Here is a 21,459-nt window from a genome sequence, read left to right as displayed (position 1 = left end):
ATAGAATATTGAAGTAATAAAAATAAGGGTGGAACATACAATCCCACCCCGCATGTTTTCTTGTCCATCTTTTAAAACCCAAAATATTCCTTTGCATTATAATAACAGACACCTTGAACTATTCTACCAAGTGTCTCCAAATCATAAGGGTACTCGCCGTTTTCTACCCACTCGCCAATCAAATTGCAAAGAAGTCTTCTAAAATATTCGTGTCTTGCATATGACAAAAAGCTTCGAGAATCTGTTACCATTCCAACAAATCGGCTCAAAAGTCCAAGATTTGCAAGGTCTTTCATCTGCTGAAGGTTGCCATCTTTGCTATCGTTGAACCACCAAGCTGCACCAAGTTGCATCTTCCCAGGAATTCCACCGCCCTGGAAAGACCCCATAATTGTTGCAAGAACATAGTTGTCTTTTGGATTTAAAGAATACAGAATTGTCTTTGGCAAAGAATTTTCTTTCTCTAATGAATCAAGGAATTTAACAAGTGCAAAGGCTACATGATTGTCGTTTATTGAATCATATCCTGTGTCAGGACCCAAAATATTGAACATTCGCGTGTTGTTGTTTCTCAGAGCATTTATATGAAGCTGCATTGCCCAGCCAAGACTTGAATAAACTTTTCCTAAGAACCTCAATGTATACGTTTTATATTTCGCAACTTCAGTTTCAATAAGTTTCTCACCAGCTAAAGCTTTTTTGAAAATATTAGCTACTTCATCAAAAGATGCATCGGCAAAAACCATATCGTCAATAGCATGGTCAGAAGCACGACACCCCACAGAGTGGAAAAACTCAGCTCTTGACTTTAGAGCATCTAAAAACTCATCATAGCTTTCTATCTTTTTTCCACATACCTCTGCAAGCTTTTTTACCCACGGGATGAAGGTTTCTCTTTCGATGTTCACACCTTTGTCAGGTCTGAAAGTAGGATAAACTTTGACATTGAAGTCTTTATCATCTTTCAGCTTTAAATGATACTCAAGGGTATCAACAGGGTCGTCTGTTGTGCAGATTACTTCTACATTGGACTTTAAAATTATATTCTTTGCACCAAGCTCTTTGAGAACTTTATTTGTCTTTTCCCAAATAATAGGTGCAGATTTTTCATTTAATATATCATCTATTCCAAAGTATCTTTTGAGTTCTAAGTGTGTCCAATGATAAATTGGGTTTCCTATTGCCATTGGAATGGTCTTTGCCCATGCCAAGAACTTTTCATAGTCATCTGCGCTACCTGTTATATACTTTTCTTCAATGCCATTTGCTCTCATAAGCCTCCACTTGTAATGGTCCCCTCCAAGCCAAAGCTCTGTTATGTTTTTAAACCTCTTATTTTCATAAATTTCCTTTGGGTTTAAATGACAGTGAAAGTCAATTATTGGCATATTCTTTGCGTACTTTTCGTACAGCTCTTTAGCAGTCTGGTTACTCAAGAGAAAATCCTCATCCATAAATCTTTTCATTTTTCCAAACCTCCTTGAAACTTGTTTCAACATAATTTCTAAAAGATTCAAACAAAATTCACAACAAAATCTGTTTGAATATATTATAAAATGAAAAGAGGGAAAGTTCAACACTTTCCCTCTCCCTTTATTCCATTGTGAATCCAAAAACTTATCTTTGGACTTTTGTGGAGTTATTTTTTCTTCAAGTTAAAGAATGCATTCATTCCAGGATAAATGGCAATGCTGCCAAGCTCTTCTTCGATTCTCAAGAGCTGATTGTATTTTGCTACCCTGTCTGTTCTTGACGGTGCACCTGTCTTTATCTGACCAGCATTTACTGCAACAACAAGGTCAGCAATTGTTGTATCTTCTGTCTCACCTGATCTGTGGGATACAACCGCAGTGTAACCTGCTCTGTTTGCCATCTCAATTGCTTCTAAAGTTTCTGTAAGAGTTCCTATCTGGTTGAGCTTAATTAATATTGAGTTTGCAACACCAAGCTCAATTCCCTTTGCAAGCCTCTTTGTATTTGTAACAAACAAATCATCACCAACAAGCTGAATTTTGTTACCAAGTGCTTCAGTGAGCATCTTCCAGCCTTCCCAGTCCTCTTCTGCAACACCGTCTTCAATTGATACAATGGGGTATTTCTCAACAAGCTTCACCCAGAACTCTACCATTTCTTCTTTTGTTCTTACTTTACCTTCTCTTTCAAAGTGATATTTCCCGTCCTCTTCGTTGTAAAGTTCTGATGTTGCAGGGTCAAGCGCAATTGCAATGTCCTTACCAGGAGTATAACCAGCTTTTTCAATTGCTTCAACAATCACTTCTAATGGTTCCTCGTTAGACTTCAAGTTTGGTGCAAATCCACCTTCATCACCAACTGTTGTGTTGTATCCTCTTGCCTTCAATACATTTCTTAAGTGATGGAATGTTTCAGCACACATTCTTAATGCTTCGCTAAAAGATTTTGCACCAACAGGCATAATCATAAACTCTTGCAAGTCAACAGAGTTGTCAGCGTGCTTACCACCGTTTAAAATGTTCATCATCGGAACAGGCAAATATTTTGCGTTGACACCACCAATGTATTGATACAGTGGAAGGCCAAGTGCGTTTGCTGCTGCCTTAGCAACTGCCAAAGATACACCCAAAATTGCGTTTGCACCAAGCTTGCTCTTGTTCTCTGTTCCATCAAGCTCAATCATAAGTTTATCAATCTCAACTTGGTTAAGAGCATTCATTCCAATAATCTCTGGTGCAATAACTTCATTAACATTCTCAACTGCCTTGAGAACACCTTTGCCCATATATCTCTTTTTATCACCATCTCTGAGCTCAACAGCCTCAAATATACCTGTTGACGCGCCCGATGGAACAGCAGCTCTTCCTACAAATTCATCATTTACAACAACTTCTACCTCAACAGTTGGGTTCCCTCTTGAATCAAGAATCTCTCTTGCTTTTACAGCTGTAATAGAAATGTCAACCTTCATTTGTTTATTCCTCCTTCTAAACATTTTTTGGCAATATCTATATGATTTTATTTTATAATAAGCGAACTTCCTTTCATCTCTGAAGGCTTTTCTAACCCTAAGATGTCTAAGATTGTCGGAGCAATGTCTGCTAAAATTCCGTCATCTCTCAATTTAACATTGCCATACCCAACAAGATACAAAGGTACCTTATTTGTTGTATGAGCTGTATGAGGCTCGCCTGTCTCATAATCAATCATCTGTTCACAGTTGCCATGGTCAGCAGTTATTATTGCAACGCCGCCCTTTTGCAACACTTTCTCCACAACTTTTCCTATGCACTCGTCAACAGCCTCAACAGCCTTTATAGCAGCCTCTAAAATGCCTGTGTGCCCTACCATGTCACCATTTGCATAGTTGCAGATTATTACATCATATTCATCTCTTTCTATCCTCTCAAGCAAAGCTTCCGTTACCTCATATGCACTCATCTCAGGTTTAAGGTCATATGTTGCAACCTTCGGTGATGGTACCAAAACCCTGTCTTCTCCGACATTTGGTACTTCCACACCGCCGTTGAAGAAGAAGGTGACATGAGCGTACTTTTCTGTCTCAGCAATTCGAAGTTGTTTTAACCCTAACTTGCTGAGGTATTCTCCCAAAGTGTTTGTTAAGTTCTCTGGTTTGAAAGCAACATAACAGTTCTTTATTGTCACATCATACTGGGTCATGCATACAAAGAACACTTTAAAATATCCTTTTTTCCTTTCAAAACCATCAAACTCAACATCACAAAATGCCCTTGTGATTTGTCTTGCTCTATCAGGTCTAAAGTTGAAAAATATTATGCTGTCATGTTCATTTATGATTGCGGTGGGCTTGCCATTCTCAAGCACGACAGTTGGAATTACAAACTCATCGGTATTACCTTTCTCATATGACTTTTCAACAGCTTCCAATGCAGAATTTGCATACTCTCCTTCACCGAATACCATAGCATTGTAAGCCTTTTCTACTCTTTCCCATCTTTTGTCTCTGTCCATTGCATAGTATCTACCCATTACTGTTGCAATCTTGCCACAACCAATTTCTTTCATCTTCTGTTCAAGCTCTTCAATGTAGATTTTTGCACTCGAAGGTGGAACATCTCGCCCATCTAAAAAGCAATGAACATATACTTTTTCAAGATTGTGCTTCTTTGCAAGCTCCAAAAGAGCATAAAGGTGAGTGTTGTGACTATGCACACCACCATCTGATAAAAGCCCCATCAGATGAAGAGAAGAGTTATATTTTTTGCAATTTTCTATTGCCATCAAAAACTCTTCTTTTTCAAAAAAGTCACCGTCTTTAATTGACTTTGTTATCCTTGTAAACTCCTGATACACAATTCTCCCAGCACCCAAATTAAGATGACCTACCTCAGAATTTCCCATCTGACCTTCAGGAAGACCAACGTCCATGCCACTGCTACCAATCAAGGTATATGGGTAATTCTTTTCGTAATAGTCAAGGTTGGGGGTCTTACCCAAAGCAACAGCGTTCCCCTCTTGCTTTGGGTTGTAACCCCAACCATCCATGATGATAAGAACAACAGGTTTTTTCATCATCTTATTCCCCTTTACTTGCCATAATTAGTAGTGTAATATCTTTGCAAATTCCTGAGCATTAAGGCTTGCACCGCCAACTAAGCCTCCATCAATCTCTGGCATATTGAAAATGTCTGCTGAATTTGCAGAGTTTACACTACCGCCATACTGAATTCTAACCTTTTGCGCAGTATCTTCATCGTACATCTCTGCAATTACATTTCTGATAACCCCAATTACTCTATTTGCCTCTTCAGGGGTTGCATTCTTACCTGTACCTATTGCCCAGATAGGCTCATATGCAATGACAACCTTTTCAACATCTTCTTTTGAAACACCATTTAGTGCAATCTTGACCTGAAGTCTTACAAGCTCATCAGTAATACCATACTCTCTTTGTTTTAAAGTCTCACCAACACATACAATAGGCTTGATACCGAACTTGAGCGCTGCTAACACTTTCTTGTTCACAATCTCATCAGTTTCACCAAAGTACTGCCTTCTTTCAGAGTGACCAATTACCACATACTCAACTCCAACTTCCTTTAACATTGGACCTGAGATCTCACCTGTATATGCACCTTTTTCTTCATAGAACATGTTTTGTGTTCCAAGTTTTATATTTGTTCCTTCTATTGCTTCTTTAACATAAGGAACAAGAATTGATGGAGCACAGATAACTACTTCTGCCTGAACATCATCAATATATTTTTTCAGCTCCTCAACAAACTCTTTTGCTTCTTGTGGAGTCTTGTTCATCTTCCAGTTTGCTGCGATTATCTTTTTTCTTGGGTTTTTATCAAGAAGACATGCAATACCTGGTAAAACTTTGCCTTCCAAGAACTCTAATGAAGCACCGCCACCTGTTGAAATATGTGTCATCTTATCAGCAAACCCCAGTTTTTCAACAGCAGCAGCTGAATCTCCTCCACCGATAATTGCAATTGCGCCATTTTCTTCAACAGCCTCAGCAACAGCTCTTGCAATAGCTTCTGTTCCCTTTGCAAAGTTTGGAAATTCAAATACGCCCATTGGTCCGTTCCAAACAATTGTCTTTGCCTTCTTTATCTCTTTTGAGAAAAGCTCAATTGTGGTATTTCCTATATCCATACCCATCATATCGTCTGGCATTGCATCTGATGGTACGTACATAAACTCTGTATCATTCTTAAACTCTTTTGCTACTATGCTTCCAACAGGCAGCAGAAGGTTTACTCCTTTTTCCTCTGCCTTTTTCATTATCTCTCTTGCAACATCAAGCTTATCATCTTCGCATTTTGACTTCCCGATTTTATATCCTTTTGCTTTCAAGAAGGTATAAGCCATTGCACCGCCAATTAAGAGACTATCAACCTTCTCAAGAAGATTTGTAATAACCCCAATCTTGTCAGAAACTTTTGCGCCACCCAAGATTGCAACAAAAGGTCTTTGCGGATTTGCAAGAGCATTGCCAAGCATCTCTATTTCTTTTTCCATCAAAAATCCAGCAACTGCAGGCAAGAACTCTGCAACACCTGCTGTTGATGCATGTGCTCTGTGAGCTGTACCAAACGCGTCATTGACATAAATGTCTGCAAGCGATGCTAAAGCTTTTGCAAATTCTCTGTCGTTTTCTTCTTCCTCTTTGTGGAATCTCACATTTTCAAGAAGAACTACATCTCCTTCTTTCATCTGCTCAACACACTTTTTCGCATCCTCGCCTATAACGTCTTTTGCAAGAACAACTTCTTTGCCAAGAAGCTCAGAAAGTCTTTTTGCAACAGGGGCCATTGAGTATTTCGGGTCAAATTTGCCCTTCGGTCTTCCTAAATGGGATACCAATATTACCTTTGCGTTGTGGTCAATTAGATACTTTATTGTAGGAAGAGCTTCTCTTATTCTTCTATCGTCAGTGATATTACCATTTTCATCTTGTGGAACGTTAAAATCAACCCTCACAAGAACTCTCTTACCAGCAACATCTATATCTCTTATGGTCTTTTTGTTGAGCTTAGGCATTGTTCCAATCACCCCAAAATATATTTTTCAAATCAAGACTGGTCCGGAAGATATTTGCTGTCATACAATCTTTCCCGGACCAGTCTTAATAGCTATTTTTTAGTTTAAAATTACAGTCCCTTGTTTACAATATAGTTCAAAAGGTCTGCAACTCTGTTGGAATAACCCCACTCGTTGTCGTACCATGCAACAACCTTTACAAGTGTATCTTCGATAACCATTGTTGAGAGAGCATCAACTATTGAAGACCTTGGGTCGCCCTTGTAGTCAACAGAAACAAGTGGCTCTTCGCTGTATCCCAAAATACCCTTTAATTCGCCTTCTGCAGCAGCTTTCAAAACGCTGTTTACTTCTTCTTTTGTTGTTGGCTTTTCAACCTCAAATACAACGTCTGTAACAGAAACAGTTGGTGTTGGAACTCTGAGCGCAAAACCATTGAGTTTTCCTTTGAGGTGTGGAAGAACAAGCGCTACTGCCTTTGCTGCACCAGTTGTTGTTGGGATAATAGAAAGCGCTGCTGCTCTTGCTCTTCTTAAATCCTTGTGTGGAAGATCCAAAATCTGCTGGTCATTTGTATATGAGTGTACTGTTGTCATAAGACCTCTTTTTACCTTGAAATGCTTATCAATAACCTTTGTTACTGGTGCTAAACAGTTTGTTGTACAGGATGCATTTGAAATTACATGGTGCTTAGCAGGGTCGTACATCTCCTCGTTTACGCCCATAACAATTGTGATGTCTTCATCTGTTGCCGGAGCTGTGATGATTACCTTCTTTGCACCTGCTTGAATGTGCTTTTCAGCATCCTGTTTCTTTGTAAATCTACCTGTTGACTCAATTACAACCTCAACACCTAAATCTTTCCATGGCAGGTTTGCTGGATCTTTTTCAGCCAATACCTTTATCTCTTTACCATTGACAATTATTGATGTGTCTGTATAGTCCACTGTACCATTGAAGATACCATAACAGGAGTCATACTTTAAAAGATGTGCTAATGTCTTTGGATCTGTCAAGTCGTTTACTGCGACAACCTCAAACTCATTTGGATATTTTGCCAAAATTGCTTTGAAAGCATTTCTACCAATTCTTCCAAAACCATTAATACCAATCTTAACAGCCATCTCTACCTACCATCCCTTCGTTATTTTTTATTTTCACACTGCAAAAGCTATCTGCTCTTGCAGTGTTTTTGCCTTTATCTTTACTTTTCTAAACTCATAATCTTTTTAGCTATCCCTTCGTCAATAACAAATATGGTATTGTTTTTTATCTCTCCAAGCGATAAAATCGCTTCTGCTTTGTGTGAACCTCCTGCAACTCCTATCATATATTTAATGTTTTTAATTTTCTCAAGTTTTATACCTATTGTAGTGGTTGAATACACAATCCTGCCAGCTTTGTCAAAATAATACCCAAATATTTCACCAATTGCTCCAACTTCTTTAAGCTTTTCTATCATATCCTGGCTTAATTTCCTTCTCTTTGCCATTTCAATTGCATTTCCTATTCCAAACACAAGCATATCTGCACTGTTAATATCGTTTAGAACCTCTTGTATCTCTTCTTTTTTAATCAAAAGATTGTAAACCTCTTCATCCATTGTGTCAGGCAGATGAAGAAGCTTATAACTACCGTTTATCTTTTTTGCTAAATTTGCTGCAAGTGTATTTGCTTGCTTTTCTACTTCCTGACCTATCCCGCCTCTTGCTGGAACAACCAATATATCTTTAAAAGAGCATGCTGGAAAATTGTCAACAACCTCTTTTACTGTTTGCCCACCTGTCACTGCAATTATCTTTACATCTTCTATCAATGAAAGGATAACCTTGCTTGCCAAAATTCCAATCTCTTTTAGCACGTAAGGATTTAAATCAGCATCTCCTGGGACAATATATACATCCTTTGCTTTTAAAATCTCTTTTACCTTTGCCTTTATATCTTCTAATCCCTTTATATCATATACTATGTTAGAAAGTTTTTCAAGAATATCTTTGCCTTCATTTGTTAAAATAGTTCCACTTTCAGTTACATTTATGAGCCCTAAATTTCTCAATATGTCTATTTCATTTCTGACAATTCTTTCAGTGAGATTAAGCTTTTCTGCAAGGATTCTTCGACCAATTGGTTGATAATAGCTAATATTTTTGAGAATTTCGTATCTTTTTTCAACAATTTCAACTATCTCAGGAGCAATTTTCTTTATATATTCAAAGTAACTTTCCATACTCTCTCATTCTCCAGCGGGACAATTTTATCCATATAACTTTCTTTTTAGTCCCAATTATATTATACCATTTTTTTATTTCCATTCAAGTGTATACATACAAAAAAAGCAGAGGAAGGCATTTTTCGCCCTCCTCTGCTCTTCTTTGCAGAAATATTATTTGTCAATAAATGCTTTCATTTTTGATTTTACTTGAGCTTGTGCTGCAGCAAGTCTTGCAATTGGCACTCTGAACGGTGAACATGATACATAGTCAAGTCCTACGTTGTGGCAGAATTCTATGCTGGATGGGTCGCCGCCATGCTCACCACAGATACCAAGTTTGATGTCTGGTCTTGTTGATCTTCCAAGTTCTGCAGCCATCTTAATGAGTTTGCCAACACCTTTTTCGTCAAGTCTTGCAAATGGGTCTGTTTCGAATATCTTCTTTTCAAAGTAGTCATTTAAGAACTTGCCAATGTCGTCTCTGGAGAAACCAAATGTCATCTGCGTTAAGTCATTTGTACCAAATGAGAAGAACTCAGCTTCTTTTGCAATCTCATCAGCAGTAAGTGCAGCACGTGGTACCTCAATCATTGTTCCAACTTTGTATTCAATCTTAACACCTTTTTCTTCCATAACCTTTTCAGCTGTCTTTACAATGATATCTTTAATGTATTTGAGCTCTTTGAGTTCACCAACAAGAGGAACCATTATCTCAGGAACAACATCAATACCTTCATTCTTTACATTGATTGCTGCCTCGATAATAGCCCTTGTCTGCATCTCAGCAATTTCAGGATATGTTACAGCCAAACGGCAACCTCTGTGGCCAAGCATCGGGTTGAGCTCGTGCAAGCTCTGAACAATTGCCTTGAGTTCTTCAAAGGTAATGCCCATTTCTTTTGCAAGTTCTCTTATAGCATCATCTTCTTTTGGCAAGAATTCATGGAGTGGTGGGTCTAAAAGTCTTATTGTAACAGGGTAACCTTTCATTTCTCTGAACAGTGCTTCAAAGTCTCCTCTTTGCATTGGTAGGAGCTTCTCAAGAGCTTTTCTTCTCTGCTCTTCTGTTCTTGCAACAATCATCTCTCTCATTGCAGGAATTCTATCTTCTTCAAAGAACATGTGCTCTGTTCTGCAAAGACCAATACCCTCTGCACCAAACTTCCTTGCCTGTGCAGCATCTCTTGGTGTATCTGCGTTTGCTCTAACTTTAAGTCTTCTTATCTCGTCAGCCCATTGCATGAATGTTGCAAAATAGCCTGTCAGTTCTGGTTCTTTTGTTGGAAGCTCACCAGCATATACGTATCCTGTTGAACCGTCAAGTGAAATCCAATCCCCTTCACGATAAACTTTTCCATCAGGTGTTGTGAAATACTTCTCTTCTTCGTTTATAGTAATGTCGCCACATCCTGCAACACAGCATTTACCCATACCTCTTGCAACAACTGCAGCGTGTGATGTCATACCGCCTCTTGATGTCAAAATACCCTGAGCTGCAACCATACCTTCAATGTCTTCTGGAGATGTCTCTGTTCTAACAAGAATAACCTTCTTTTCTCCTCTTTCAACAGCAGCTTTTGCTTCTTCAGCTGTGAAATAAATCTTACCTGTTGCAGCACCAGGTGATGCAGGAAGACCCTTTGCAATTGGTTTTGCAGCTTTGAGCGCATCTGGCTCAAATGTTGGGTGAAGTAGTGTATCAAGCTGTTTGGGGTCAACTTTTAACATTGCTTCTTCTTTTGTAATAAGACCTTCTTCTACCATATCAACTGCAATCTTGAGCGCTGCCTGTGCAGTTCTCTTACCATTTCTTGTCTGAAGCATATAGAGTTTGCCTCTTTCAATTGTAAACTCCATATCCTGCATGTCTTTGTAATATGTTTCAAGCTTCTTTGCAATGTCAGCAAGCTGCTGGTATACTTCTGGCATTGTTTCTTTCAAAGCAGAGATTGGCTGTGGTGTTCTGATACCTGCAACAACGTCTTCACCCTGTGCGTTCATCAAGAACTCACCATAAAGCTCTTTTTCACCTGTTGCAGGATTTCTTGTAAATGCAACGCCTGTACCAGAGTCGTTGCCCATGTTACCATATGCCATCATCTGAACGTTTACAGCTGTTCCCCAATCGTGTGGAATCTCGTTAAGTCTTCTGTATACAATAGCTCTTGGGTTGTTCCACGACCTGAAAACTGCTTTTACCGCTTCCAAGAGTTGAACTTTGGGGTCTTGTGGGAAATCTTCACCTTTTTCAGCTTTGTAAAGCTCTTTGTACCTTACAACAACCTCTTTTAAATGCTCAGCTGTCAAATCTGTGTCGTATTTCGCACCATACTTTTCTTTGACTTCATCAAGTATCTTTTCAAACTTGTTCTTTTCAATGCCCATAACAACGTCAGAGAACATCTGAATGAATCTTCTGTATGAGTCGTATGCAAACCTCTCATTGTTTGTAAGTTCTGCTAAGCCTTTAACAACTTCATCATTGATACCAAGGTTGAGGATTGTATCCATCATACCTGGCATTGAAACTCTTGCACCGCTTCGAACAGAAACAAGAAGTGGGTTGCTTGGATCACCGAATTTCTTTCCCGTGATCTTCTCAAGTTCGGCAAGTTTTTCAAAGATCTCTTCTACAATCTCATCTGCTATCTTTTCGCCTTCTTCATAGTATCTTGTACAAGCCTCTGTTGTGACAGTAAATCCAGGAGGAACAGGAAGTCCAAGATTTGTCATCTCAGCAAGATTCGCACCTTTTCCACCGAGAAGTTCTCTCATGTCTTTGTTGCCTTCATAGAACATGTAGACATATTTCTTTTTGCTCAATTAAAATCCCTCCTATGTGAAATTTATTTGGGAAAATATATAAAGGGGAAACTTGGCATGTTACAACATAAAATATTATAGCATATTTTTGCAGTTTGAGAATATATTTTGTTTAAAACTTTACCTCAATTCTTTCTTCAAGGTAAGGAATTATTTCTTTTATATGCACCCTCACTTGCTCCATGGTGTCTCTATCTCTTATTGTAACAGTTTCATCTTCTAAAGTCTGATAATCTACTGTGATTCCAAATGGTGTTCCAATCTCATCTTGTCGCCTATATCTTTTACCTATGCTACCACTCTCATCGTATTGAACAATCCACTTGTATTTAAGCTCATTGTAAATTTCCTTTGCTTTTTTTACAAGCTCTTCTTTTTTCATAAGCGGGAACACAGCAGCTTTTACAGGTGCAATCGCAGGGTGAAGGTGAAGTACCACTCTGAAGTCATCTTTATCAATCTGCTGGTATTCATATGCATCAATTAAAAATGCAAGTAAAGACCTGTCCACGCCTGCAGATGGCTCAATTACATATGGAATATACCTTTGTTTTGTCTCATCGTCAAAATATGTTAAGTTTTCGCCGCTGTATTTTTGATGTTGTGTTAGGTCAAAGTCTGTCCTGTTCGCAATACCTTCAAGCTCTGACCATCCCATCGGGAATAAATATTCAATGTCCACACATGCTTTTGCATAGTGTGCAAGCTCGTCCTTGCCATGTTCGCGAATTCTTAGATTTTCCTTCTTTATTCCTAATTTGTAATACCAGTTTATCCTTTGCTCAATCCAGTGTTTGTGCCACTGCTCATCAGTCCCTGGCTTTACAAAATACTCTATTTCCATCTGTTCAAACTCTCTTGTCCTGAAAATAAAGTTGCCAGGTGTAATCTCGTTTCTGAACGACTTGCCAATCTGAGCAATTCCAAAAGGAAGCTTCTTTCTCATTGTCTGCTGAACATTAATAAAGTTTACAAAAATACCTTGTGCTGTTTCAGGTCTCAAATACACAACGGCCGACTCATCTTCAACAGGGCCCATAAATGTTTTGAACATAAGGTTGAACATTCTTGCCTCGGTAAGTTCACCGCCGCACTCAGGGCATTTGTACTCTTGAAGCTGGTCCACTCTCCATCTTTTTTTGCACACCTTGCAGTCAGCCATAGGGTCGGCAAAATTGCTCAAGTGTCCGCTTGCTTCCCAAACCTTTGGATTCATCAAAATGCTTGAGTCAAGCCCCACAACATCGTCTCTGAGCTGGACGTTTGCTTTCCACCACAGTCTTTTTATGTTATTTTTCATCTCTACACCAAGAGGACCATAGTCCCAGCAGCTATTGAGTCCACCGTATATCTCGCTTGATTGAAATATAAATCCACGACGTTTGCAAAGGGCAACTATTTCATCCATTGTCACCATATTGCTCTTACCACCTTCAAATTTATTATTTTTATCAAGAGTCGAATTTATTTTATTGTATAAACCTAAAAAAATCAAGAATTTTGATATCTTTTTGCAGCACCATTTTAATATATGGTAGCGTTATGGTCTTTATCTTGCTGTTTAAAGAGCTGTCAAACGAAATCTTGTTGAGCTTTTTCAAATTGGTTGCTGCAACAATTAAAATACGCTTTACAACTTCAATCTCGATCTCTATATCATTATCTTCTTTGCAAGCTTCGCAAGTAAGACCACCGTTTTTGAAAGAAAAGAACGCTCTTGTAATGTCCTTTCTCTGACACTTTACACACTGGGTAAACTGAGGGAAAAAGCCTGTATATACTAAAATTTTTATTTCAAATATCCTGCTGACCACTTCAGGGTCTTTTCCTTTTTTCAGAAGATAAAGAGAGTTTAAAAGAAGCCTTAAAACATCCTCATTTTTTTGTTCAAATTCCAAGAAACTGTCAACAAGTTCAATAAGATATCCCGAATAAATTGCAAGATTTACATCTTGAGATAGTTCAAAAAATGATTCAATCACAGATGCTGAAGAAATTGAGTAAATATCTTTTGTTTTTCTTATAACAAACTCACAGAACATAAGCGGCTGAGATACAGCAGACAAAACACTTAAAAGCCTTCTACAATTTTTCGATAAAACTTGAATTTTCCCAAAGTCGCTTGTGAGCACAGTCAAAATCTTACTCGACTCTTCAAAGTTTGTCTCTTTTAGCACAATTCCTTTAGTTTTTATTAATTTCATCTATTCCTCAGACCTCTTTAAGGTTATAACCGAGCATTTTCATGGCAGAGATGTCGTCTCTCCAGTTTTTCTTAACTTTTACCCAAAGCTGAAGATTTACTTTTATTCCAAATATCATCTCAAGCTCTTGTCGCGCTTGCATTCCAATTTTTTTGAGCATCTGCCCACCTTTACCAATAATTATTGCTTTGTGTGAATCTTTTTCACAATAGATGGTGGCTTCAATATCCAGTATATCCTTGTTTTCTCTTTCAGCAAACCTCTCAATCGCAATTCCAACCCCGTGCGGCACTTCTTCAGAAAGATTGAGCAAAATCTTTTCTCTTATAATCTCTGCTACAATAAAACTTTCTCTCACATCAGTTGTCATATCGTCAAGATAATACTTTGGCCCTTCTGGAAGCAGCTCCTTTATTTTGCTAAGAAGCAGGTCGCAATTGTACCCGTTAATTGCAGCTATGTCAACTATAGATTCAAAATTCAGTTTTGTGGAGAAAATGCTTTTCAGTATCTCTATATTCTCTTTTGAAGCAAGGTCAGATTTGTTCAAAACCAGAATCTTTGGTGTCTCCACTTCCTTTAGCTTTTCTATTATCGCCTCATCCCATGGTCCAATTCCATTATCGATTGCTTCTACAATATACAAAATCAAATCCACTTCTTTTAAAGTCTTTTCAGACACCTTTACCATATACTCACCCAGCTTGTTCTTTGGAGGATGAACACCTGGAGTGTCTATAAATATAATCTGAGCATCTTCTAAAGTGAGGATGCCTTTTATACTGTTTCTGGTTGTCTGTGGTTTGGGCGAAATAATAGAGATCTTTTTACCAACAAGGTAGTTCATAAGAGTAGATTTACCAACATTAGGACGACCAATTAACGCAACAAATCCAGATTTGAATGCCATAGAGCATATCACCTCTATTGTATTGTGATATAATTGTTTTAAAAGTGGTAGCTATTGATACCCTCAATAAATTATCATATCATATGTTAAAAAATTTTAACAGGAAGGATGAAAAAACAATATGAAGCTAATATATGTGGTTAAAAAAGAAGATTTGAAGATGTCATATAAACAGATATTGCAAAAAAGACTCTTTTTATCTTCAACACTGATGAGCAGGTTAAAGGTGCACGGTCAAATAAGATTTATTCCCCCAATCTATTCTGTGCATCAATATCCACAAGAAAATGCTGTAATTGAAGTTGATTTGATATCTTCCAAATCAAATATAGCTCCTGTTGAGGGTAACATCGATATATTGTATGAGGACAACTTCTTTTTATTTGTAAACAAACCTTCCGGCCTTCCTTCACATCCCTCTAAAGGGCATTATTTTGATACCATCGCAAACTATGTTGAGTATTATTTAAATTCTAAAAACCTTGCTTCACACATAATAAACAGGTTAGATAAAGATACCTCAGGAATAGTTGTATTTGCTAAAAACTCTTACTTTCACAGCATCGTCTCACACGAGTTTGAAAAAAGACAAGTTGAAAAGACATATATTGCAATAGTTCACGGCAGATTGGCAAAAAAAAGTGGGCTTATTGAAAAACCCATTAAACGCTCAGATGATGGCATCAAAAGAGAAATTCATCAAGATGGCAGTTTTGCTTCCACATACTATGAAGTCATTGATTCTTTTGAAAACTTCTCACTACTAAAATTAAAGCCAATAACAGGCAGAACACATCAGCTAAGAGTTCACTTATCGTCAATTGGCCATCCGATTGTGGGAGACTGTATTTACGGTAAAGAAAGAACACAAAATACTCCTTTGCTTCTTCACGCTTATTCGATAAGATTTACTTTCAAACTAATTGACAATAAAGTTTATTACATTACTTCTCCACTACCACATTATTTTCACGAGTTTGCTGGAAGACACCTTGAGTTTTGAGGTTTGAAACAAACTTTTCTATCCTGTCCAAAGCTTGTTTTATGGTTTCAATCGAATAGGCATACGAACATCTTATAAATCCTTCTCCTGACCTCCCAAATGCAGTGCCTGGCACAACTGCTACTTTCTGTTCGTACAAAAGCCTTTCTGCAAACTCCTCAGAAGGAAGACCGGTGGCCTTTATGGATGGAAAAACATAAAACGCTCCTTTTGGTTCAAAACATTCAAGTCCCATCTTGTTAAATCTGCTCACCATATAGCGTCTTCTTCTGTTATACTCTTCTCTCATCTTTTCAACTTCTGAAAGCCCATTCTTAAGCGCTTCAATAGCAGCATACTGGGAAAAGGTCGGAGCACTCATTATGATGTACTGATGCACTTTGGCCATCGCTTTGATAAAAACCTCCTCTGCAGCAACAAATCCGAGTCTCCAACCTGTCATAGCAAATGCTTTTGAAAAACCGTTTATAACAATGGTCTTTTCTTTCATTTCAGGGAAATTAGCAATTGAAACATGGCTTCCTTCATATGTAAGCTCAGCATATATTTCGTCAGATATTACTATGATGTCCCTATCTTTCAATATATCAACAATCTCTTTTAAATCCTCTCTTGTCATAATAGCACCTGTTGGATTGTTGGGATAAGATAAAATAATAGCCTTAGTTTTGGAAGATATTTTGGGTAAAATATCCTCTGCTCTAAGCTTAAAGTCGTTTTCTGGTCTTGTTTCAATCTCAACCGGTACACCACCTGCAAAAATTACACATGGTTTGTATGAGACAAAACAAGGTTCAGGAATCAAGACCTCATCACCAGGATTTACTATGCTTCTTAAAGCAATATCGATTGCTTCGCTTGCCCCAACAGTTACCAAAATCTGCTCCCTGTAATTTGGATAGTCCAGGTCGAATCTTTCTTTCAAATACCTGCTAATCTCTTTTCTCAGCTCCAAAAGTCCGAAGTTTGATGTATAGTGGGTGTGTCCTTCTTCAATAGAATATATTCCCATTTCGCGGATGTTCCATGGAGTTACAAAATCAGGTTCACCAACTCCAAGCGATAGAGCATCTTTCATCTCAGATACAATATCAAAAAATTTCCTAATACCTGAGGGTGGAACGCTTTGAACGCTCTTTGAAATGTACTTTTCTAAATTACTCACGGTGTTATAACCTCCCTGTCGTCCTTTTCACCATCTTCAAGTATTACTCCTGCATCTTTGTACTTTTTCATTATAAAGTGGGTTGCTGTTGAAAGGACATATTCAAGCGGTGCAAGTTTAGAGCCAACAAACTGAGCAATATCTTTCATGCTCTTGCCCTCTACAACAACGTGCAGGTCATAATCTCCCGAAAGCAAATATACAGCTTTTACTTCAGGAAACTTGTAAATTCTTTTAGCAATGGCATCATAACCAAACCCTCGCTGGGGAGTTACTTTCACCTCAACAATTGCTTCAACCACTTCTTTTTCTGTTTTTTCCCAGTTTATAATTGTATGATACTTTACAATTACCTTATCTTCCTCAAGCTTTTTTATAACCTCTTCAATGTTTTCCTTATCTTCGCCAAGCATTACTGCAATCTCTTGAGCAGAGAGTTTTGGATTTTGTTCTAAAATCTCTAAAACCTTTACTTCTATGTTCATTCTTCTTCCTCCTTTGCAAGATGTTTTAAAAATTCAATCAAAAAGCCTTTCTCCCTCATACTTTCAATTACCTCATGGTTTATAACAATTCCTGCAGGAAGTACTAACACATCGTCTACATAAAAGTCTCTTTGGAGTTTTTTAGCGGGCAAACTTTCATCATCGCTCAAAAACTTTTCTATCTCATCAACCAAAGTGCAGAGTCTTTTTAAGATTTCTTCTTTGTATTTTTCAAGATATTGAATATGCTGAATTATACTTTCTTTAATCTTTTCAAGCTCATCTAAAGTTTTTGAATATTCTATCTGAACTTCTTGTGCTTTTTTTGAATAGTATTCTTCCCATTCGCTTACAAAAAAATCCTCAATGAAAGCTTTATAATATTCAATATCCTTGATATGTAAATTAGACAAATTCTTTTTAAGCTTCTCTATCTCCTTTGCAAGTCTTTCGTTTTCTAAAGTCAAAAGTTCTCTTTCCCTATCAAGCTTAGAAATCAAATTTTCAAAGCTCTGGGTAAGATTTTCAATATAACTTCTCACCTGAGGCTTTGAAAAACCAAAAAAAGAAGTTGGAAGAATCATTCATGTTCACCCTCTTTTATATTTGCAATTATTACATCCTCACCTATCACAATAATATCATTCCATGGGATTACTTCGGTCTCCCACCTAAACCCTCGTTTCTTTTTAAGTTCAATGCTAACTATATTTCCTTCATTGTCAATAACAAGTTCTAACGAATCAGAACTTCCTAAAATTCTACCTGACTGCTGAGACACAATAGGTTTTGAATTTTTTATTTCGCTCAAAAGCATATTTTTACCCTCCTACTTTTCTACACACCACTTGAACCAAATCCTCTGTCTGCTCTGGACGTTGTCGATAGCTCTTCTGTCTCTTCAATCTTTTCTACTCTTTCAAACCTTGATATTACCATCTGGGCTATCCTATCTCCTCTCTTTACTACAAAAGGCTCCTTGCCAAGGTTAATTAATATTACTCCTATCTCCCCCCTGTAATCACTATCGATTGTCCCAGGAGAATTTAAAACAGTGATGCCATGTTTTAAAGCAAGACCACTGCGAGGTCGTACCTGTGCTTCATATCCTTCTGGAAGTTCAATGTAAAGACCTGTTCGGATGAGCTTTATCTCACCAGGGTTTATAATCTCTTCTTCTTCGACACACGCGAAGAGGTCCATTCCCGCCGCCCCGCTTGATATATATGTCGGAAGCGGCAAATCTTTTGCATCCTCTGCTCTTTTTACCCTCAGGACCATAAATGCTTTCTCCTTTCTATTGTGTCAATACTCTTTGTTCAAAGATTTTCAAATCCATCTCTTTTTTATTCCCAACAACAGCAACTGAAAATTCCTTTGACAAAACTTCTCTTGCTGTGTCAATCACCTTTGTATGGTCAATTGAATCTATAATCCTTGTAATGTGTTCAAGTTCCATAATTTTGTTTAAAAGTAACATATTTTTCCCCATGTTCGACATTCGGCTGCTTGTGTTTTCAAGCCCAAATATAATACTTCCCTTTATCTGCTGTTTGGCAACCTCAACCTCATCAAGCAAGATTTCACCTTTTAAAAAGAGACGCAGCTGACTCATGATTTCTTTGTACACCGCTGAAATATTTTTTGGATTTGTGCCTGCATAGATAATAAGTACTCCTGCATCTTTGAATGTGCTCACAAACGAAGTTATGCTATATACAAGTCCCAACTCCTCTCTTATTCGCTGGAAAAGTCGCGAGCTCATTCCCCCACCAAGAATATTGGATAAAACCAAAAGCTCATACACCTTTTCATCTTCCTGCCCAAAACCTTCAAATGTGATTGCCAAATGAGCTTGGTCAATCTTCTTGTTTTTAATGACAGCACCTCTATTAAAAACTGGTTTTGAGATGAAATTAACACCGTCTTTCTTGTTGTTTGAACACTTCCAATCTCCAAAGTACATTTCTACAAACTCTACAAGCTTCTCTTCTTCAAAGTTGCCAGCAACAGATATTACAATGTTTTGAGGCATATATCTTTTTCTCATATAATCTTCAATTTTAGTTCTATCTATCTTTTTCACAGTGGATTCTTTTCCAATTATAGGATACGAAAGGGTTTGGTTTTTCCATATCAAATCATTAAGTGACTGATATAGTATCTCTTCAGGGTCGTCTTTTGTCATGTTTATTTCTTCAATAATTACTGTTTTTTCTTTTTCTACCTCATCTATAGCAATAACAGGATTTAAAATTAAGTCTGACAATATATCAAAACCTTTTTGTAAAAACTCATCTAAAACCCTTACATAAAAACAGGTATACTCCTTTGCAGTAAAGGCATTTATCTGTCCACCAATTGATTCAATTTCATATACAATCTCTTTTGAACTTCTGTTTTTAGTGCCTTTGAACAGGATATGCTCGATAAAATGTGAAATTCCATTTATCTTTTTTGTCTCATACCTTGAACCAGCTAAGACCCAAATACCTATACTCACAGTTTTTACTGTATCAATTTTTTCATATACAAGCCTTATACCGTTTGAAAGCGTGTGAAGTTTTATCACAAAAAGGAAACCTCCTTAGCAGCCTATATCGTTATCACAGCAACATTCCCAACATGCAATTATCTGACATATTGTGCAAATGTCGCAGTCATCATGTCTTCTATATCCCCTGTTGTACGCTGACCATTCATAGTTTCTTGAAGCCATTTCAAACTGCTCTTTTGCACGCCTGTACTCATAGTTTCCAGGGTCACGATTATAGGCTTCAACAAAGTATCGATATGCTTGGTTTATCCATCCTCTTTTTTGATATATTATTCCCATCAAATAAAACCATTCTGCGTCATTTCGAGGATTCTGATTTAGCAGAATTTCCGCTTGAGCTATATTACCCTGCATAATCAAGTCTCTTACCTGTTGGTAGAGAGAGGTTTGTTCGTATGTAGAGTATTCATAGTTTGAATATTGATCGTTCATAAGGATATTATATGCTTCGTTTATCTCTTTTAACTTTTCTTCTGCAAGTTCTCTTAAAGGATTGTCCTTAAACTTATCCGGATGGTACTTTTTTACAAGTTCAAGATAAGCCTTTTTTATTTCTTCCTTTGAGGCACCTTTTCTCACACCTAAAACCTCATATGGGTCTCTCATTACTCCTTCCACTCCTTAAAGAAGTTTGTTGTAAAACGCTCTAAGACCTGCTGTGTTATTGAGTACATACCTACCTGAACAATGTTGTCCAGTATTGAATTATTATACCCCTTAATATAGTCGCTTAATATGGCAAGATAATTTTCCAAGCTAACCTTTAAAATGCTGAGTTCATATTCAAAAAGTCTTTTATTCTGCCTACACTTTTCAAAGTGGTATTTCAGACAATTATATCTCTTTTTCTTCACATCATCAATATAGTCGTCAATAGCGTCAATGATGTATACCCACACACCTGTATAATACCCAATTTGTTTCAAAACTTCTTGGTCATTGTAAGCAAATATTTCTGCCAAAATATTACCAAAATTGTGCGCAAGTTCGTCTATATTTTCACAGCCATTTTTCTCAAGAGACATTTGTTTTTTAAATAATTCTTTTATCTTCTCAAACGTTGCTCGGTGTGATTTTGTTATCTTATTTATATACAATTTCAGAATACTATAAGGGACATAACTAAATACATTCTTTTCATCAAGAATGTTATCATAAAGCTTAAAAAAACTCAAAAGAACCATTTGGTTGCTCACATATTCCAAGATTTCATTAGGTTTCAAAAAGAACCTTTCCCTAATTGGGTGAACAATACACCTTGTTTTCCCTAACTCATCTTTGATTTTAAAATGCTCTTTTAGCACAAGATACAAAAAAACAAAATCATAGTTAAGGAATACCCGCGGAAGGTTTCCTATCTTTTTTGTCTGAAGACATATACCACAGTAAACTGCCTTGTAATATTCATATTCTCGCACTTTTAACTCTGGCTTATAAGGAACCACATATCCAAACACTAAAGTCACTTTCCCCTTGTTTTTTTTACTTCTTATGTTTTTATAGTAGCAAAAAAGATTGATAATGTTAAGCAAATTTTAGTTGATTTTTTCTTGAAGAGTAATTAATATTATTGTGATAGCATATCACATTTTA

At 37.2% G+C, this 21,459-nt stretch carries 19 protein-coding genes; 1 reads left to right on the top strand and 18 read right to left on the bottom strand.

Annotated elements, in window-relative coordinates; genetic code table 11:
• Window positions 1–71: 71 nt before the first annotated feature.
• The 10 genes from uxaC to era form a co-directional block, all read right to left on the bottom strand.
• Window positions 72–1,466 carry a glucuronate isomerase gene (gene uxaC / locus OTK01_RS06700; protein WP_029227639.1) on the bottom strand — a complete coding sequence of 465 codons (1,395 nt, stop codon included), beginning with the start codon at window positions 1,464–1,466 and terminating at the stop codon, window positions 72–74.
• Window positions 1,467–1,639: 173 nt separating this feature from the next.
• Window positions 1,640–2,944, bottom strand: a complete 1,305-nt coding sequence (eno, locus tag OTK01_RS06695) for a phosphopyruvate hydratase (protein WP_029227640.1) — start codon at window positions 2,942–2,944, stop codon at window positions 1,640–1,642.
• Window positions 2,945–2,991: 47 nt separating this feature from the next.
• Window positions 2,992–4,530 carry a 2,3-bisphosphoglycerate-independent phosphoglycerate mutase gene (gene gpmI, locus OTK01_RS06690; RefSeq protein ID WP_029227641.1) on the bottom strand — a complete coding sequence of 513 codons (1,539 nt, stop codon included), beginning with the start codon at window positions 4,528–4,530 and terminating at the stop codon, window positions 2,992–2,994.
• A gap of 24 nt (window positions 4,531–4,554) precedes the next feature.
• A complete protein-coding gene (gene tpiA / locus OTK01_RS06685; protein ID WP_029227642.1) occupies window positions 4,555–6,507 on the bottom strand; it encodes a triose-phosphate isomerase in 1,953 nt (650 codons plus the stop codon).
• A gap of 110 nt (window positions 6,508–6,617) precedes the next feature.
• Window positions 6,618–7,631, bottom strand: coding sequence for a type I glyceraldehyde-3-phosphate dehydrogenase (gene gap / locus OTK01_RS06680; protein WP_013403223.1), 1,014 nt, complete (start codon window positions 7,629–7,631; stop codon window positions 6,618–6,620).
• A gap of 80 nt (window positions 7,632–7,711) precedes the next feature.
• On the bottom strand, window positions 7,712–8,734 hold the full coding sequence (locus OTK01_RS06675) for a sugar-binding transcriptional regulator (protein ID WP_029227643.1): 1,023 nt from the start codon (window positions 8,732–8,734) through the stop codon (window positions 7,712–7,714).
• A gap of 156 nt (window positions 8,735–8,890) precedes the next feature.
• Window positions 8,891–11,542 carry a pyruvate, phosphate dikinase gene (ppdK, locus tag OTK01_RS06670; protein WP_029227644.1) on the bottom strand — a complete coding sequence of 884 codons (2,652 nt, stop codon included), beginning with the start codon at window positions 11,540–11,542 and terminating at the stop codon, window positions 8,891–8,893.
• A gap of 112 nt (window positions 11,543–11,654) precedes the next feature.
• Window positions 11,655–12,950, bottom strand: coding sequence for a glycine--tRNA ligase (locus OTK01_RS06665; RefSeq protein WP_156844438.1), 1,296 nt, complete (start codon window positions 12,948–12,950; stop codon window positions 11,655–11,657).
• A 61-nt stretch (window positions 12,951–13,011) separates the two neighbouring features.
• Window positions 13,012–13,746, bottom strand: coding sequence for a DNA repair protein RecO (recO, locus tag OTK01_RS06660; RefSeq protein WP_013432678.1), 735 nt, complete (start codon window positions 13,744–13,746; stop codon window positions 13,012–13,014).
• Between the two features lie 7 nt (window positions 13,747–13,753).
• Window positions 13,754–14,656 carry a GTPase Era gene (gene era, locus OTK01_RS06655; RefSeq protein WP_013432679.1) on the bottom strand — a complete coding sequence of 301 codons (903 nt, stop codon included), beginning with the start codon at window positions 14,654–14,656 and terminating at the stop codon, window positions 13,754–13,756.
• Between the two features lie 121 nt (window positions 14,657–14,777).
• On the opposite strand from era, the gene OTK01_RS06650 reads away from it, so the two are divergent.
• On the top strand, window positions 14,778–15,659 hold the full coding sequence (locus tag OTK01_RS06650; protein ID WP_029227646.1) for an RluA family pseudouridine synthase: 882 nt from the start codon (window positions 14,778–14,780) through the stop codon (window positions 15,657–15,659).
• Here OTK01_RS06650 and OTK01_RS06645 read toward each other — a convergent pair.
• From OTK01_RS06645 to OTK01_RS06610, 8 genes are read right to left on the bottom strand one after another with little or no spacing between them, the layout of a single operon-like run.
• The gene (locus OTK01_RS06645; RefSeq protein WP_014042267.1) at window positions 15,601–16,824 is read right to left on the bottom strand and encodes an aminotransferase class I/II-fold pyridoxal phosphate-dependent enzyme; all 1,224 of its coding nucleotides are present in this window, start codon (window positions 16,822–16,824) and stop codon (window positions 15,601–15,603) included. The two genes, OTK01_RS06650 and OTK01_RS06645, sit on opposite strands and share 59 nt — an antisense overlap.
• On the bottom strand, window positions 16,821–17,309 hold the full coding sequence (locus tag OTK01_RS06640) for an Lrp/AsnC family transcriptional regulator (protein WP_013432682.1): 489 nt from the start codon (window positions 17,307–17,309) through the stop codon (window positions 16,821–16,823). The genes OTK01_RS06645 and OTK01_RS06640 overlap by 4 nt, the downstream gene beginning before the upstream one ends.
• On the bottom strand, window positions 17,306–17,893 hold the full coding sequence (locus tag OTK01_RS06635) for a hypothetical protein (protein WP_013432683.1): 588 nt from the start codon (window positions 17,891–17,893) through the stop codon (window positions 17,306–17,308). The genes OTK01_RS06640 and OTK01_RS06635 overlap by 4 nt, the downstream gene beginning before the upstream one ends.
• Window positions 17,890–18,126 carry a PRC-barrel domain-containing protein gene (locus OTK01_RS06630; protein WP_029227647.1) on the bottom strand — a complete coding sequence of 79 codons (237 nt, stop codon included), beginning with the start codon at window positions 18,124–18,126 and terminating at the stop codon, window positions 17,890–17,892. The genes OTK01_RS06635 and OTK01_RS06630 overlap by 4 nt, the downstream gene beginning before the upstream one ends.
• Before the next feature lie 20 nt (window positions 18,127–18,146).
• On the bottom strand, window positions 18,147–18,590 hold the full coding sequence (gene dut, locus OTK01_RS06625; RefSeq protein WP_029227648.1) for a dUTP diphosphatase: 444 nt from the start codon (window positions 18,588–18,590) through the stop codon (window positions 18,147–18,149).
• A gap of 16 nt (window positions 18,591–18,606) precedes the next feature.
• Window positions 18,607–19,881: a M16 family metallopeptidase gene (locus OTK01_RS06620; RefSeq protein WP_029227649.1), complete on the bottom strand. Its 1,275-nt coding sequence runs from the start codon at window positions 19,879–19,881 to the stop codon at window positions 18,607–18,609.
• A 15-nt stretch (window positions 19,882–19,896) separates the two neighbouring features.
• On the bottom strand, window positions 19,897–20,472 hold the full coding sequence (locus tag OTK01_RS13230; protein WP_013432687.1) for a J domain-containing protein: 576 nt from the start codon (window positions 20,470–20,472) through the stop codon (window positions 19,897–19,899).
• Window positions 20,472–21,323, bottom strand: a complete 852-nt coding sequence (locus tag OTK01_RS06610; RefSeq protein WP_013432688.1) for a DUF5685 family protein — start codon at window positions 21,321–21,323, stop codon at window positions 20,472–20,474. The genes OTK01_RS13230 and OTK01_RS06610 overlap by 1 nt, the downstream gene beginning before the upstream one ends.
• Window positions 21,324–21,459: the final 136 nt, after the last annotated feature.

Origin of the sequence: Caldicellulosiruptor acetigenus (genome assembly GCF_026914305.1) — a bacterium.
Classification (GTDB): domain Bacteria; phylum Bacillota; class Thermoanaerobacteria; order Caldicellulosiruptorales; family Caldicellulosiruptoraceae; genus Caldicellulosiruptor; species Caldicellulosiruptor acetigenus.
The sequence above is the reverse complement of the archived record's forward strand: the minus strand, read 5'-3'. Positions and strand labels throughout refer to the sequence as shown.

What these genes read in the sequence shown, in the direction of transcription:
- OTK01_RS06675 (WP_029227643.1), bottom strand. Translation starts at nt 8,734, where the DNA reads ATGGAAAGTTACTTTGAATATATAAAGAAAATTGCTCCTGAGATAGTT.
- gap (WP_013403223.1), bottom strand. Translation starts at nt 7,631, where the DNA reads ATGGCTGTTAAGATTGGTATTAATGGTTTTGGAAGAATTGGTAGAAAT.
- uxaC (WP_029227639.1), bottom strand. Translation starts at nt 1,466, where the DNA reads ATGAAAAGATTTATGGATGAGGATTTTCTCTTGAGTAACCAGACTGCT.
- OTK01_RS13230 (WP_013432687.1), bottom strand. Translation starts at nt 20,472, where the DNA reads ATGAGAGACCCATATGAGGTTTTAGGTGTGAGAAAAGGTGCCTCAAAG.
- eno (WP_029227640.1), bottom strand. Translation starts at nt 2,944, where the DNA reads ATGAAGGTTGACATTTCTATTACAGCTGTAAAAGCAAGAGAGATTCTT.
- OTK01_RS06650 (WP_029227646.1), top strand. Translation starts at nt 14,778, where the DNA reads ATGAAGCTAATATATGTGGTTAAAAAAGAAGATTTGAAGATGTCATAT.
- dut (WP_029227648.1), bottom strand. Translation starts at nt 18,590, where the DNA reads ATGGTCCTGAGGGTAAAAAGAGCAGAGGATGCAAAAGATTTGCCGCTT.
- recO (WP_013432678.1), bottom strand. Translation starts at nt 13,746, where the DNA reads ATGAAATTAATAAAAACTAAAGGAATTGTGCTAAAAGAGACAAACTTT.
- OTK01_RS06640 (WP_013432682.1), bottom strand. Translation starts at nt 17,309, where the DNA reads ATGAACATAGAAGTAAAGGTTTTAGAGATTTTAGAACAAAATCCAAAA.
- OTK01_RS06630 (WP_029227647.1), bottom strand. Translation starts at nt 18,126, where the DNA reads ATGCTTTTGAGCGAAATAAAAAATTCAAAACCTATTGTGTCTCAGCAG.
- tpiA (WP_029227642.1), bottom strand. Translation starts at nt 6,507, where the DNA reads ATGCCTAAGCTCAACAAAAAGACCATAAGAGATATAGATGTTGCTGGT.
- OTK01_RS06635 (WP_013432683.1), bottom strand. Translation starts at nt 17,893, where the DNA reads ATGATTCTTCCAACTTCTTTTTTTGGTTTTTCAAAGCCTCAGGTGAGA.
- gpmI (WP_029227641.1), bottom strand. Translation starts at nt 4,530, where the DNA reads ATGATGAAAAAACCTGTTGTTCTTATCATCATGGATGGTTGGGGTTAC.
- era (WP_013432679.1), bottom strand. Translation starts at nt 14,656, where the DNA reads ATGGCATTCAAATCTGGATTTGTTGCGTTAATTGGTCGTCCTAATGTT.
- OTK01_RS06665 (WP_156844438.1), bottom strand. Translation starts at nt 12,950, where the DNA reads ATGGATGAAATAGTTGCCCTTTGCAAACGTCGTGGATTTATATTTCAA.